Genomic DNA, 13,970 nt, shown 5'->3' on the forward strand with positions numbered 1-13,970 from the left:
TCGAGACCTGCCCCGACCCGAGGTTGATCAGGCTCCCCGGGATGAAGAAGGGCGACACCCGCCGCGGCCCCTTCTCCTTCAGCGTGATCGCCGTGTCGGCGATCGTCGCCAGCCCGCCGATCCCCGAGCCGATGATGACCCCGGTGCGGAGCCGCTCGGCCTCCGCCTCCGGCTTCCAGTCGGCGTCGCGCAGCGCCTGCTCGGCGGCGGCCATGGCGAAGAGGATGAAGGTGTCGACCTTGCGCTGGTCCTTCGGCGCCACCCAGTCGTCGGGATTGAAGGTCCCGTCCGACCCGTCGCCATAGGGCACCTCGCAGGCGATGTCGCAGGGCAGGTGGCTCGCGTCGAACCGGGTGATCTTCCCCGCCCCGGACTGCCCGGCCACCAGCCGCGCCCAGGTCTCCTCCACCCCGCAAGCCAGCGGCGACACCATCCCCAGCCCGGTTATCACCACGCGCCGCATGCGCACCCCCTGTCCAAAGATCGCAACGGTTTACCGTGAAAGGCTGCCGCCGAACAAGCCCGGCGGCGTTTCGCCAAACGAAGGCGCCCGGCGGCGATCCGCCAAAACGAAGGCGGCGCCCGAAGGACGCCGCCTCGCGATCCGCCGCCTCGGGCCGCGCGGGCCTCAGGCGTTGGAATTCGCCTCGATGAACTTCACCGCGTCGCCGTAGGTCTGGATGGTCTCGGCGGCATCGTCGGGGATCTCGATGCCGAACTCCTCCTCGAAGGCCATCACGAGCTCGACCGTGTCGAGGCTGTCCGCGCCCAGATCGTCGATGAACGAAGCGGACTCCGTCACCTTGGCCTCGTCGACGCTCAGATGCTCGACCACGATCTTTTTGACGCGTTCTGCGATATCGCTCATGTCTTCTTCCTCGTTTAGGTCCGGTTCCGGCATCAGTGCCCGGCTGTTGGTTTCGCTCCGGCCGGGACCGGCCGATTGTTCTTTGTCACGCGGCCCGCCGGCACGCGGCTACTCCCCGAACGACTTTCGCGCGCTATAGCATAACCGCGACCCTTGGCAAATGCCAATGCGCCGGCCCGCCTCGGGCCGGCGCCGCCCCTCAGATCATCGCCATGCCGCCGTTGACGTGCAGCGTCTGCCCGGTGACATAGGCCGCCTCCTCCGAGGCGAGATAGACCGCCGCCGCGGCGATCTCCGCCGCCTCGCCCATGCGCCCGGCGGGGATCTGCGCATTGAGCCGCGCCTTCTGCTCGTCGTTCAGCGCCGCGGTCATCGCCGTCGCGATGAAGCCCGGCGCCACGCAGTTGACGGTGATCCCGCGGCTCGCCACCTCGGCCGCCAGGCTCTTCGACATGCCGATCACCCCGGCCTTGGCGGCGGCATAGTTGGCCTGCCCCGGGTTCCCGGTGACCCCCACGATCGAGCTCACGTTGACGATCCGCCCCCAGCGCGCCTTCATCATGCCGCGCAGCACCCCGCGCGACAGCCGCATCACGCTGGTCAGGTTCACCGCCAGCACCGCCTCCCAGTCGGCATCCGACATGCGCATGAAGAGCTGGTCGCGGGTGATCCCGGCGTTGTTGACCAGGATGTCCACCTGCCCGAGCGCCTCCGCCGCCCGCTTCGGCAGCGCCTCGACCGCCGCCGCGTCGGAGAGATCGCAGGGCAGAACGTGCGCCCGCTCGCCGAGCTCGCCCGCCAGCGCCTCGAGCGGGCCGACGCGCGTCCCCGACAGCGCCACCATCGCCCCCTGCCCGTGCAGCGCCCGTGCGATCGCCCCGCCAATCCCGCCCGAAGCGCCGGTCACCAGCGCCGCCTTGCCGCCCAGATCGAACATCACGCCTCTCCCGCCAGCGCCCGGACCTCGTCCGGCGTTCCCACCGTCTTCACCTCGATCTCCCGCGCGATGCGCCGGATCATCCCCGAGAGCGCCTTGCCGGCGCCGACCTCGACCGCCTCGCTCACCCCCTGCCCGGCCATCCAGAGCACGCTCTCCCGCCAGCGCACCCGCCCGGTCACCTGCTCGACCAGGAGCCGCCGGATCTCCTCCGGGTCGCGCACCGCCGCCGCCTTCACGTTGGCGACGAGCGGCACCCCCGGCACCCCGATCGCCACCCCGGCCAGCGCCTCGGCCATCCGCTCCGCCGCCGGCCGCATCAGCGCGCAGTGGAAGGGCGCGCTCACCGGCAAGAGCAGCGCCCGCTTCGCCCCCTTCGCCTTGGCGATCTCCACCGCCCGCTCCACCGCCGCCCGGCTGCCCGAGACCACCACCTGCGCCGGATCGTTGTCGTTCGCCGCCTCGCAGACCCCGCCGGCCGCCGCGAACTCGGCCGCCGCCTCCGCCGCCACCGCCTCGGCCGCCGCGAGGTCGAGCCCGAGCAGCGCCGCCATCGCCCCCTCGCCGACCGGCACCGCCTCCTGCATCGCCTGCCCGCGCAGCCGGAGCAGCCGCGCCGCATCGCCGAGCCCCAGCGCCCCGGCCGCACAGAGCGCGGAATATTCCCCGAGCGAATGCCCGGCGACGAAGGCGGCGGACCCCACCGCCACCCCCTCGGCCTCCAGCGCCCGCATCGCCGCGATCGAGGTCGCCATCAGCGCCGGCTGCGCGTTCCGCGTCAGCGTCAGCTCCGCCTGGTCCCCCTCCCAGACCAGCGCCGAGAGCTTCTCCCCCAGCGCCGCATCCACCTCCTCGAAGACCGCCCGCGCCGCCGGATAGGCCTCCGCCAGCTCACGGCCCATCCCTGTCGCCTGCGCCCCCTGCCCCGGAAACACGAACGCCCGCGTCATGCCCGCCCCTCCATGCAGCTCCCCTCCTGCTTAACGGCCCCGCCGCGCCCCCGTCCAGCTTCCGCGTCCAGCTTCCGCCGCGCCCCCGGACCCCGCGCCCCCTTTCCTATCGGGCAGTGCCGGGGGGGTCGAGGGGGGCCGGCGAGGGCCCCCCTCGGGCCGCCCCTCCCGCCGCCCGGGCTTCCGGGAGCAAGGGCGCGGACCGCCGGCCTCCGGGACCGAGCCCGCGCATGCGGGCGAACGGCGCTCAAAGCGCCGATTCCGACCGCCGGCTCTCTTCCGGCCTCGAGGCCACCCTCACGCGAAATCCGCCCGCAACCCGACCGGCTCTCGATCTCTCTCGCACGGCCAGGATTTTTTCCGTCATGCCTTACGAAACCCTAATTCCCGGATCTTATGTTGAGACACGGTTGGCGGGCCGGATGCTGGCCACTTTCTGGCCACTTTCCAGCCCCGGAAAGTCCGCCTTCTCCGGCCCCGGCGAACGCTCCTCTTGCATTCCGCGCAACGCCCTTTAAAAGGCCGCATCCCTCCAAGGATATTCACGCGCCGCCTCTCGTACGGACCCGGAGGGAACAGGGGTTCCGTTTTTGAAGCCGCGCCGAACGGGAACGACGGAATGGCTCTCTACGAGCACGTCTTCATCGCGCGTCAGGATCTCTCCAACGCGCAGGCGGAAGGGCTGATCGAGCACTTCGGCCAGGTCCTCAAGGACAACGGCGGCCAGGTGGTCGGCTCCGAATACTGGGGCCTCAAGACCATGGCCTACAAGATCAACAAGAACCGCAAGGGGCACTATGCCTTCGTGCGCTCCGACGCCCCCGCCCCGGCGGTGCAGGAGATGGAGCGGCTGATGCGCATCCACGAGGACGTCATGCGCGTGCTGACCGTGAAGGTCGACAAGCACGAGGAAGGCCCCTCGGCCGTGCTGCAGGCCCGCAGCCAGCGCGACGACCGCGGCGACCGTGGCGACCGCGGCCCGCGCCGCCCCCGCCGCGAAGACGAGAACTGAAGGAGCTAACCCATGGCACAGCGCCCCTTTTTCCGCCGCCGCAAGTCCTGCCCCTTCTCCGGCGCCAACGCGCCGACGATCGACTACAAGGACGTGAAGCTCCTGCAGCGCTACATCTCCGAGCGCGGCAAGATCGTGCCCTCGCGCATCACCGCCGTCTCGGCCAAGAAGCAGCGCGAGCTCGCCCGCGCCATCAAGCGGGCCCGCTTCGTCGCGCTCCTGCCCTACGCCGTCAGGTAAGGAGGCACAGCATGCAAGTCGTTCTTCTCGAGCGCGTCGCCAAGCTCGGCCAGATGGGCGAGGTCGTCGACGTGCGCAACGGCTACGCCCGCAACTTCCTGCTGCCGCAGGGCAAGGCGCTGCGCGCCACCGAGGCCAACCTCAAGCGGTTCGAGACCGACCGCGCCCAGCTCGAGGCGCGCAACCTCGAGGCCCGCAAGGAGGCCGAGCACGTGGCCGCCAGGCTCGACGGCCAGGCCTTCGTGGTGATTCGCTCCGCCTCCGACGGCGGCGCCCTCTACGGCTCGGTCACCACCCGCGACATCGCCGACGCCGCGACCGCCGGCGGCTTCAGCCTCGACCGCCGCCAGGTCGTCCTCGATCACCCGATCAAGGACCTCGGCCTGCACCCGGTCAGCGTCACCCTCCACCCGGAGGTCGCCGCGACGATCACGATCAACGTCGCGCGCAGCCAGGACGAGGCCGAGCTGCAGGCTTCCGGCAAGACCATCCAGGAGCTCCAGGCCGAGGCCGACGCCGCGGCCGAGTTCGACATCCAGGAGCTCTTCGACGACATCGGCGGCGCCGCCGCCGGCGACGAGCCGCGCCTCCCGCGCGAGGAGTGAGCCTCCCCCGCGGCGCCGGGCGACCGGCGCCGCAGCCTCGCATCGACGGCCCTCGCATCAACGGCCCTCTCATCGACGGGCCTCACATCGAGACGTGCGGCCGCCCCGCGAGCCGCCGGCGCTCCATCCGCCAGGTGACGAAGGCGAGCACCGCCCACGACCCGTGGAAGAGGAGCCCGCTCAGCACGACGAGGCCGCCCGGCAGCGGCCCGATCGAGGCCCTGGCGAAGAAGGTCGCGAGATCGCCGGCCGGAACCGGGTGGATCGCGAGCTTGCCGAAGTAGGCGACCGCCTGGATCAGCAGGATATAGGCATAGTTCGAGCGCAGCCGCCGCCCGATCGCCCGCCAGTAGCTCACGTGGAAGTTCGGCCGCTCGTAGTCGTCGGCGAGCAGCGTGTTCCACCGCCCGTCGAGCGACACGTTCTCGCCGCGCAGCATCGGCCCGTAGACGTCGCGCTCCATCAGCCGGCAGCGCGCCCGCCAGACGCTGAAGTAGCGGTAGCGCCGCGACTCGAGCAGCAGGAAGACGACCACCAAGAGCCCCACCAGAATGAGCGGCAGCGGCGAGGCGTAGGGCCCGCTGAAGGTCAGCGACATGGCGAGCCCGGTCGTCACCACCGCCCAGTTCGTCGTCTGGTCGAGCCGCGTCCGCCACACCGTCGAGCGATAGACCTCGCCGCGGTAGAGATGCGCGAGCGCGCCCATCTCCGCGCTGTCGAACCTCGTCTTGCCCGGCAGCGGGGCGGCTGCGGCCACATCGTCCATGCGCGTTCCCTCAGGAATGACGGTCTTTTCCGTCACTATGCCACCGGACCGCGACATGAGCCAGCCATGGCGCGCGCCCGCGCGCCGGGGCAAAAGGTTCCCCGCTATCCTAGTTATCCACAGGCAGAAGGCAGGCGCGCCCGCCGCGGGCCGGGGCTATAAGGCTGGCCTGAGGGAGATTCTCATGGCCGACGGAAACGCCCCGGCGCTCGACGCCCACCAGGGCCTGCCCCACAACATCGAGGCCGAGCAGGCCCTCCTCGGCGCGCTCCTCGTCAACAACGACGTCTACGACCGCGTCGCCTCGATCGTGCAGCCGGCGCACTTCTTCGACCCGGTCCACGCCCGCATCTTCGAGGTCGCCGCCGAGCGCATCCGCAAGAACGCCCTCGCCACCCCCGTCACCATCAAGGCCTTCTTCGAGGAGGACGCCGGCCTCGCCGAGCTCGGCGGCCCGGCCTACCTCGTCCGCCTCGCCGGCTCGGCCCTCTCGCTCTTCGCCGTCCGCGACTATGCCCAGCACATCTACGACCTCGCCATCCGCCGCGAGCTCATCGTCCTCGGCCAGGGCATCGCCGAGAAGGCCGCCCGCATCGAGCTCGAGAGCGAGGCCAAGGACCAGATCGTCGAGGCGGAACAGGCGCTCTACCAGCTCGGCGAGCAGGGCAAGGTCGACCGCGGCTTCCAGACCTTCCGCCGCGCCGTCATCGACGCCGTCAAGGTGGCGAACGCCGCCTACGAGCGCGAGGGCGGCCTCGCCGGCCTCTCCACCGGCCTCATCGACCTCGACAAGCGCCTCGGCGGCCTGCACCCCTCCGACCTGCTGATCCTCGCCGGCCGCCCCTCCATGGGCAAGACCTCGCTGGCGACGAACATCGCCTTCAACATCGCCAAGGCCTACAGGAAGGGCACCCGCCCCGACGGCAGCGAAGGCGCCGTCGAAGGCGGCGTCGTCGGCTTCTTCTCGCTCGAGATGTCGTCGGAACAGCTCGCCGCCCGCATCCTCTCCGAGGCCAGCCGCGTCCCCTCGCACCAGATCCGCCACGGCGACATGACCGAGGAGGAGATGCGCCGCTTCATCGAGGCCGCCAAGGCCTTGGAGAACTGCCCCCTCTTCATCGACGACACCCCCGCGCTCCCCATCTCCACCATCGCCGCCCGCGCCCGCCGCCTGAAGCGCCAGCACGGCCTCGACCTCCTCGTCATCGACTACCTCCAGCTCGCCCGCCCCGCCTCCTCGCGCAGCGAGGGCCGCGTCCAGGAAGTCTCCGAGATCACCCAGGGCCTCAAGGCCATCGCCAAGGAGCTCAACATCCCCGTCGTCGCCCTCTCCCAGCTCTCCCGCCAGGTCGAGAGCCGCGAGGACAAGCGCCCCCAGCTCTCCGACCTGCGCGAGTCCGGCTCCATCGAGCAGGACGCCGACGTCGTCATGTTCGTCTTCCGCGAGGAATACTACCGCGAGCGCGAGAAGCCGGGCGACCACGACATCGAGGCGATGGTGAAGTGGAAGGACGCCATGAGCGCGCTGCACGGCAAGGCCGAGGTCATCATCGGCAAGCAGCGCCACGGCCCGATCGGCACGGTCGAGCTCGCCTTCGAGGGCGAGTTCACCCGCTTCTCCAACCTCATCCAGCCCTACCAGTCCGGCGCCGACGACTTCCACTGACCCGCGCCTTCGCGGCCTTTCCGCCTCAGCCACTTCGATCGGGATGCCCGAAGGACCCGGTCCGTGCTATCCTCGCCGCCGCGGGTATAGAGGGATCGGGGGACATGCCTGCGCAGACCGTCGATCAGGTGGCGCTCACGCTCGGCAAGCTCCGCAAGGCGCGGGCGGAAGCGGTGTCGCTCTTCGACCGGATCGCCGCCGAGAACGACCAGGCGGCCGCCCGCGCCAGGCGCGTCTCGAGCAACGTCGACACCGCCGCCTTCCTCGCCGGCATGTTCGCGTCGCTCGGCAGCCTGGCGGTCGACGCCCACAAGGGCCTCAAGCTGTCCGGGGAGGCGCTCGAGCGCCACAACAAGGCGGTGCTGAGCCAGGTCGCCAGGGACAAGTCGATCCGCGACGGCACGCTCCTCGCCAACACCCTGCTCGACGACGTCTCGCAGGGCTCGGCCCTCCTCTTCGGCAAGGCGATGCTCAAGGCCTGGAACGACATGCAGTCCCCCTCCTTCTGGGCCGGCATGTACACCGAGGTCGTCTCGAACGGCCGCCGCACCTGGGACCCGGTCCGCTGGGCGAGCTTCGTCGAGAACGGCCGCCAGCGCGCCAGCGGCAACATCGCCGCGACCCGCGCCCGGACCCTCGCCAACATCGACCGGAAGATCCGCCGCTACGAGGCGATCCTCGCCCAGATGAAGCGCCCCGCCCCGGCCGGCCTCTCGCCCCGCTGACCCCGGCCGCGGCCGCCCGGTCAGGCCAGGAGCAGCGTCGCCAGCCCGAGGAAGGCGAAGAAGCCGAAGACGTCCGTCGTCGTGGTGACGAAGGTCGCCGAGGCGAGCGCGGGGTCGACCCCGAGCTTCTCCAGCCCGATCGGCACCAGCGCCCCGGCGAAGCCCGCCACCACCATGTTCCCCACCATCGCCACCGCGATCACCGCGCCGAGCCGCACGTCCTGGAAGAAGAGCCCGGCGATCAGCCCGATCAGGCAGGCGAAGGCGATGCCGTTGCAGAAGCCGACCAGCACCTCGCGCCGCACGAACCGCCCGACGTTCGAGGACCCGAGGCTGCGCGTCGCGATCGCCCGCACCGTCACCGTCAGCGCCTGCGTTCCTGCGTTCCCCCCCATCGACGCCACGATCGGCATCAGCACGGCGAGCGCCACGAAGGCGCGGATGGTGTCGGTGAACTGCGAGATCACCGTCGCCGAGACGATCGCCGTCCCGAGGTTGATCGCCAGCCACACGAAGCGGGCGCGGGCGATCGCGAAGACCCCGTCCGACAGCTCCTCGTCGCCGACGCCCGCGAGGCGCAGGATGTCCTCCTCCGCCTCCTCGTCCAGCGCCTCCATCGCGTCGTCGATGGTGATGACCCCGACCAGCCGCCCGTCGGCGTCGACGACCGGCGCCGAGGTCAGATGGTACTTGTTGAAGAGATAGGCCACGTCCTCCTGCGGCTGGTCGGCGCGGATGGTGCGGAAGTCCTCGTCCATCAGCTCCTTGAGCCGCACCTTGCGCCCGGCCCCCATCAGCCGGCCCAGCGCCACCATGCCGACCGGATGCATGTGCGGATCGACGATGATGATGTCGTAGAAGCTTTCCGGCAGCCACTCCTCCGCCCGCATGAAGTCGATGGCGTCGCCCACCGTCCAGTGCTCGGGCGCCACCACCACCTCGCGCTGCATCAGCCGCCCGGCCGAATCCTCGCCGTACTTGAGCGACTGCTCGACCGCCGCCCGGTCCGCCTCGTCGAGCGCGCGCAGGATCCGCTCCTGCTCCGGCGCCTCCATGTCCTCGGCGAGATAGACGACGTCGTCGGTCTCGAGGTCCTGCACCGCCGCCGCCAGCACGTCGTCCGACAGCGCCGCGACCACCTCGTCGCGCACCCCCTCCTCGAGCTCGGACAGCACCGCCCCGTCGAGCGCCTTGCCCCAGACCCTGACCAGCGCCTCGCGCTCGGGCTTGCTGATCTGCTCGAGCAGGTCGGCGATGTCGGCCTCGTGCAGCGGCTCGAGCGCCGCCACCAGCCCGTCGTGGTCGCCGGCCTCGACGGCGCCGAGCACCGCCTCGACGAACTCCGGCGTCAGCACCTCGTCCTGCGCCGGCGCCGCCTCGGCCGTCTCCTGCCTGATGTCGCTCAACGGACGCCCTCCTGCCGGCCGGACAGATCTCGGGGCGACCTATACACAACCGCGGCCGGGTGGAAACCGGCCCGCGGCAGGGCGGAACGCGAACTTCTCGCGACGGCCGCGGTGCGGGGGCCCGCCCGCCCCGCGGCCCCGCCTCAGATGTTCCCCTTCGCCAGCTCCGAGGCGATGTGGTCGGCCTGCCGGATCGCCAGCGCCACGATGGTCAGCGTCGGATTCTCCGCCGCCCCGCTGGTGAACTGGCTCCCGTCCGAGACGAAGAGGTTCGGCACGTCATGGCTCTGCCCGTGCGCGTTCACCACCCCGTCCCGCGGGTTCTCGCTCATCCGGTTGGTGCCGAGATTGTGCGTCGAGGGATAGGGCGGCGTCGGGAAGACCCGCGTCGCCCCCACCGCCCGATAGAGCGCCTCCCCGCGCCCGTAGGCGTGGTTGCGCATCGCCACGTCGTTCGGATGATCGTCGAAGTTGACGTTCGGCACCGGCATGCCGAAGTCGTCCTTGACCTCCGTGTTCAGCGTCACCCGGTTCGTCTCCTGCGGCATGTCCTCGCCGACGATCCACAGCCCGGCCATGTTCTCGTAGCCGTCGAGCGCCGAGGTGAACTCCCGCCCCCAGGCGCCCGGATCGAGGAAGGCCGCCATGAACGGCAGCCCGAGCGACAGCGTCTCGAACTCGTAGCCCCCGACGAACCCCCGGCTCGGATCGTGCCTCGCCTCGTCCTGCACGATCCCCGCCATCGTCGTCCCGCGCCACATCCGCACCGGCTCGGGGAAGACCGCATAGACCGACCCGGTCGTGTGCCGCATGTAGTTGCGCCCCACCTGCCCCGACGAATTGGCCAGCCCGTCCGGGAACATGCTCGACGCCGAGTTGAGCAGGAGCCGCGGGCTCTCGATCGAGTTCCCCGCCACGCAGACGACCTTCGCCGCCTGGAACTGCTCGACGCCGTCCCGGTCCGCATAGACGACGCCGGTGACCCGCCCGTCGTCGCCATGCTCGATCCGGAGCACGTGGCAGCGGTCGCGCACCTCGAGGTTGCCGGTCGCCTCGCCGCGCGGGATGTCGGTATAGGCCGACGACCATTTGGCGCCCCACTTGCACCCCTGGAAGCAGAAGCCGGTCTGCTGGCAGGGCATCCGCTCGTCGTAGTCGATCGAGTTGATCGCCATCCGCCCGGTCGAGACCTCCTTGTAGCCGAGCGCCTTCGCGCCAGCCTCCAGCACCTTGTAGTTGTTGTTCCCCGGCAGCCCCGGCCGGTCGCCCGTCCGCGTCACCCCGAGCTTCGCCTCGGCCTTCTCGTACCAGGGCGCCATCTCCGCCCCGTCGATCGGCCAGTCGAGAAGGTTCGCCCCCGGCACGTTCCCGTAGGTCGTGCGCGCCTTCCACTCGTGCTCCTGGAAGCGCAGGCTCGCCCCGGCCCAGTGGATCGAGGTCCCGCCCACCGCCTTCACGATCCAGGCCGGCAGGCCGGAGAAGTCCTTCGCCACCCGCCAGTCGCCGCTCGTCGTGCGCGGCTCGAGCCAGGCCAGCTGCCCGAAGCTCTCCCACTCGTCGTTGACATAGTCCTCGGGCAGGTAGCGCCCGCCCGCCTCCAGCGCGACGACGGAGACGCCCTTCTGCGCCAGCTCGTTCGCCAGCACGCCGCCGCCGGCGCCGGTGCCGATCACCACGACGACGCTGTCGTCCTTGAGGTCGAAAGGTGCAGCCATGATCCTATCCCCCTCAGAGCCACGCGATGTCGTCGAAGCCGCGCTTGATGTAGCCGCCCTTCGAATAGCTCTCGCCCTCGTAGCCGAAGAGCGGCCAGACCTCCTTCTGGTTGTAGAGCCCGGTCACCAGCCCGCCGCGCACCTTCTGGAAGAAGGGCGAGGCCTCCATGCCGCGCAGAATCGCCACCCGGTCCGCCTCCCACGGCACCGCCGCATAGGCGGCATACCCCGCCCCCGCCGCCGCCGCATCGAGCGCCGCGATCCCCGCCTCGACCGCCTCCGCCTCCTCGGCGGCGTCATAGCCCTTCACCGCGGCCGCGTAATACTCGTCGCCCAGCCGGTCGTGCGGATAGATGTCGCGCGCCATCAGGATCAGCGTCGCCATCGTCTCCGGCTTCAGCACCGTCACCTCGAGCGCCCAGGCGGCATCCGGCGCGCAGATGAAGTTGGCGCCGACCGTCACCGTGGCGACGGTCGCCACCGCGTGCGAGAGCAGCGCGCGGCGGGTGAGCCCGCGCGTCCTCGGATGGCTGGTCATCTTGTTATTCCTCCCGTTTGCTTGCATTTCGCTGGCCCGGGCGATCGTCAGCGGAAGCGTCCGCCCCGCTCGATCACCTCGATCTGGTAGCCGTCCGGGTCGGCGACGAAGAAGAAGCGCGCCACCCGCCGGCCGTCGTTCTGGAAGTCGACGAGCTTGCGCGGCGCGAACCCCGCCTCCGCCATCCGGGCGTGCTCGCCGTCGAGATCGTCGACGACGAAGGCGATGTGCCCGTAGCCGTCGCCGAGCTCATAGGGCTCGGTCCGCCCCTTGTTGATGGTGAGCTCGACCTCGAAGTCGGCCTCGGCGTTCCTGAGGTAGACGAGCGTGAAGCTCTCGAACTCGATCCGGTCCGAGACCGCGAGCCCGAAGGCGCGCGAGTAGAAATCCACCGACCGCGCCTCGTCGAGCACGCGGACCATCGAGTGCACGGCCTTGGCCAACCGCCCGTCCTCCCTCTCGCGCGGCCCGCCCCGGCCGCAGCGGAAGGATGGCAAGGGCCGCCGCCCGGCGGGTAGTATTCCCTTACTACGCCCCGCTCACTCGGCCGCGAGCGCGAGCGGCACCTGCCGCTCCAGCCAGACGAGGCAGGTGCAGCGCAGGATCGAGCTGAAGTTCGGCGCCTCGCCGTGCAGCAGCAGCACCTCCTCGTGCAGCCTCGAGATGAAGGCCGGCGTCGACAGATCCTCCCCGGCGGCGATCTGGTCGAGGATCGCCCAGAAGGCGGCCTCGAGGCGGACGCTGGTGCTCTGCCCGTTCAGGCGAAGGTGGCGGGTCTCCGGCCGGTAGCGGCCCGGATCCTGCCCGGCATAGATGCGGCACATGGGGCTTCCTCCGTTTGTCTTTCCCGACAGTCTCGCCCGTGGCCGCCGCAAGCGCAACGCCCTGGCCGCCGCAGGCGCCGGCGCGGCGCCGTCCCGACCGGCCTTGGCGCGCGGCGAACGCGCCTCTACAAGGAAGCCGCCCAGACCCGGACCCCGCATGCTCCCGCTCCGCCTCGCCTACGGCTTTCTCGTCTCGATCGGCCGCTCGACGCTCGGGCTGCTCGGCGCCGCCGGGCGGCTCACCATCTTCGCGCTCCACGCCGTCTCCCAGCTCGTCCGCCCGCCCTTCTACCCGGGCGAGCTCGGCCGCCAGCTGCTGCGCATCGGCTATTTCTCCCTGCCGGTCGTCGGCCTCACCACCCTCTTCACCGGCGCCGCGCTGGCGCTGCAGATCTGGTCCGGCGGCGACCGCTTCAACGCCGGCTCGGTCGTCCCCTCGATCGTCGCCATCGGCATCGTGCGCGAGCTCGGGCCCGTCCTCGCCGGCCTCATGGTCGCCGGCCGCGTCTCCTCCTCGATCGCCGCCGAGCTCGGCACCATGCGCGTCACCGAGCAGATCGACGCCCTCACCACCCTCTCCACCGACCCGATGAAGTACCTGGTGCTGCCGCGCCTGCTGGCCGGCACGCTGGCGCTCCCGGCGCTCGTCGCGGTCGGCAACGCCATCGGCATCTTCGGCGGCTACCTCGTCGGCACCACCCGGCTCGGCTTCGACCCCGGATCCTACATCAAGAACACCATCGACTTCCTCACCGCCTCCGACGTCACGACGAGCCTGGTCAAGGCCACCGTCTTCGGCTTCCTCCTCGCCCTGATGGGCTGCTACAACGGCTACAATTCCGCCCGCGGCGCCCAGGGCGTCGGCGAGGCGACGACCAACGCCGTCGTCTCCGCCTCGATCCTCATACTCGCCGCCAACTACCTGCTCACCGAGGCCTTCTTCTGATGCGGGGCGGAGAGACGCTGCCCGTCCCCCGCATCGAGCTCCGCGACCTGCGCAAGTCCTTCGGGCCGAAACGGGTCCTCGCCGGCGTCTCGCTCAAGGTGATGCCGGGCGAGAGCCTCGTCATCATCGGCGGCTCCGGCAGCGGCAAGTCGGTGACGCTGAAGTGCATCCTCGGCATCGAGCGCCCCGACGCCGGCGAAATCCTCATCGACGGCCGCCCCTTCGCCGAGATCGACCGCCGCGCCTTCCTGCGCCACTTCGGCATGCTCTTCCAGGGCGGCGCCCTCTTCGACAGCCTGACCGTCTGGCAGAACGTCTCCTTCCGCCTCCGCCACGCCCGAAAACCCCTCTCCCGCCGCGACGCCCGCGCGCTCGCGATCGAGAAGCTCGCCCGCGTCGGCCTCGGCCCCGAGACGGCGGACCTCTACCCGGCCGAGCTCTCCGGCGGCATGCAGAAGCGCGTCGGCCTCGCCCGCGCCATAGCGACCGACCCCGCCGTCATCTTCTTCGACGAGCCCACCGCCGGCCTCGACCCGATCCTCGCCGGCGTCATCAACGCGCTCATCCGCGAGCTCGTCACCGAGATGGGCGCCACCGCCATCACCATCACCCACGACATGACCACCGTGCGCACCGTCGCCGACGACGTCGCCATGCTGCACGACGGCGTCATCCGCTGGACCGGCCCCACCGCGGCGATCGAAACCTCCGGCGACCCCTACCTCGACCAGTTCATCCACGGCCGCGCCACCGGCCCGATCGAGACGGTCCG

General features: G+C 70.8%; 17 protein-coding genes. 7 read left to right on the top strand and 10 right to left on the bottom strand.

From position 1 onward, the window contains the following. From Q0112_RS18055 to fabD, 4 genes are all read right to left on the bottom strand, one after another. Positions 1-463 (bottom strand): beta-ketoacyl synthase N-terminal-like domain-containing protein (locus tag Q0112_RS18055; RefSeq protein WP_297977428.1); only part of this gene is annotated, 463 nt, incomplete at its 3' end. A 165-nt stretch (positions 464-628) separates the two neighbouring features. Next, on the bottom strand, positions 629-868 hold the full coding sequence (locus Q0112_RS18060) for an acyl carrier protein (RefSeq protein ID WP_297977429.1): 240 nt from the start codon (positions 866-868) through the stop codon (positions 629-631). A gap of 199 nt (positions 869-1,067) precedes the next feature. After that, positions 1,068-1,805, bottom strand: a complete 738-nt coding sequence (fabG, locus tag Q0112_RS18065) for a 3-oxoacyl-[acyl-carrier-protein] reductase (RefSeq protein WP_297977430.1) — start codon at positions 1,803-1,805, stop codon at positions 1,068-1,070. Beyond that, positions 1,805-2,755, bottom strand: coding sequence for an ACP S-malonyltransferase (gene fabD, locus Q0112_RS18070; RefSeq protein WP_297977432.1), 951 nt, complete (start codon positions 2,753-2,755; stop codon positions 1,805-1,807). The genes fabG and fabD overlap by 1 nt, the downstream gene beginning before the upstream one ends. Before the next feature lie 619 nt (positions 2,756-3,374). Here fabD and rpsF point away from each other — a divergent pair. Genes rpsF through rplI form a run of 3 tightly spaced genes read left to right on the top strand, consistent with a single transcriptional unit; the run spans position 3,375 to position 4,612 of the window. Then, on the top strand, positions 3,375-3,767 hold the full coding sequence (rpsF, locus tag Q0112_RS18075; RefSeq protein ID WP_297977435.1) for a 30S ribosomal protein S6: 393 nt from the start codon (positions 3,375-3,377) through the stop codon (positions 3,765-3,767). A 12-nt stretch (positions 3,768-3,779) separates the two neighbouring features. Beyond that, the gene (rpsR, locus tag Q0112_RS18080) at positions 3,780-4,007 is read left to right on the top strand and encodes a 30S ribosomal protein S18 (RefSeq protein WP_297977436.1); all 228 of its coding nucleotides are present in this window, start codon (positions 3,780-3,782) and stop codon (positions 4,005-4,007) included. A gap of 11 nt (positions 4,008-4,018) precedes the next feature. Further along, entirely contained in the window at positions 4,019-4,612 is a 594-nt protein-coding gene (gene rplI, locus Q0112_RS18085; protein WP_297977437.1) for a 50S ribosomal protein L9, read from the top strand. An 82-nt stretch (positions 4,613-4,694) separates the two neighbouring features. On the opposite strand, the gene Q0112_RS18090 is transcribed toward rplI, so the two are convergent. Beyond that, positions 4,695-5,378: a DUF2270 domain-containing protein gene (locus tag Q0112_RS18090; RefSeq protein ID WP_297977438.1), complete on the bottom strand. Its 684-nt coding sequence runs from the start codon at positions 5,376-5,378 to the stop codon at positions 4,695-4,697. Positions 5,379-5,562: 184 nt separating this feature from the next. Between Q0112_RS18090 and Q0112_RS18095 the strand changes: the two genes are divergently transcribed. Further along, complete coding sequence (locus tag Q0112_RS18095; RefSeq protein WP_297977439.1) at positions 5,563-7,044, top strand: replicative DNA helicase; 1,482 nt, start codon at positions 5,563-5,565, stop codon at positions 7,042-7,044. A gap of 104 nt (positions 7,045-7,148) precedes the next feature. After that, the gene (locus Q0112_RS18100) at positions 7,149-7,769 is read left to right on the top strand and encodes a hypothetical protein (RefSeq protein WP_297977440.1); all 621 of its coding nucleotides are present in this window, start codon (positions 7,149-7,151) and stop codon (positions 7,767-7,769) included. Between the two features lie 20 nt (positions 7,770-7,789). Here Q0112_RS18100 and mgtE read toward each other — a convergent pair whose 3' ends face one another. The 5 genes from mgtE to Q0112_RS18125 form a co-directional block, all read right to left on the bottom strand. Next, positions 7,790-9,124: a magnesium transporter gene (mgtE, locus tag Q0112_RS18105; RefSeq protein WP_297977448.1), complete on the bottom strand. Its 1,335-nt coding sequence runs from the start codon at positions 9,122-9,124 to the stop codon at positions 7,790-7,792. 194 nt (positions 9,125-9,318) lie between these two features. Then, on the bottom strand, positions 9,319-10,890 hold the full coding sequence (locus Q0112_RS18110; RefSeq protein ID WP_297977441.1) for a GMC family oxidoreductase: 1,572 nt from the start codon (positions 10,888-10,890) through the stop codon (positions 9,319-9,321). Positions 10,891-10,903: 13 nt separating this feature from the next. Further along, on the bottom strand, positions 10,904-11,428 hold the full coding sequence (locus tag Q0112_RS18115; RefSeq protein ID WP_297977442.1) for a Twin-arginine translocation pathway signal: 525 nt from the start codon (positions 11,426-11,428) through the stop codon (positions 10,904-10,906). 47 nt (positions 11,429-11,475) lie between these two features. Further along, complete coding sequence (locus Q0112_RS18120) at positions 11,476-11,871, bottom strand: VOC family protein (protein ID WP_297977443.1); 396 nt, start codon at positions 11,869-11,871, stop codon at positions 11,476-11,478. 96 nt (positions 11,872-11,967) lie between these two features. Further along, on the bottom strand, positions 11,968-12,252 hold the full coding sequence (locus Q0112_RS18125; RefSeq protein WP_297977444.1) for a ribbon-helix-helix domain-containing protein: 285 nt from the start codon (positions 12,250-12,252) through the stop codon (positions 11,968-11,970). Positions 12,253-12,409: 157 nt separating this feature from the next. On the opposite strand from Q0112_RS18125, the gene Q0112_RS18130 reads away from it, so the two are divergent. Next, positions 12,410-13,198 carry an ABC transporter permease gene (locus tag Q0112_RS18130; RefSeq protein ID WP_297977445.1) on the top strand — a complete coding sequence of 263 codons (789 nt, stop codon included), beginning with the start codon at positions 12,410-12,412 and terminating at the stop codon, positions 13,196-13,198. Then, the coding region (locus Q0112_RS18135) for an ABC transporter ATP-binding protein (RefSeq protein WP_297977446.1) at positions 13,198-13,970 on the top strand (773 nt) is incomplete at its 3' end. The genes Q0112_RS18130 and Q0112_RS18135, both read left to right, overlap by 1 nt.

Origin of the sequence: uncultured Amaricoccus sp., assembly GCF_937858865.1 — a bacterium.
Classification (GTDB): Bacteria; Pseudomonadota; Alphaproteobacteria; order Rhodobacterales; family Rhodobacteraceae; genus Amaricoccus.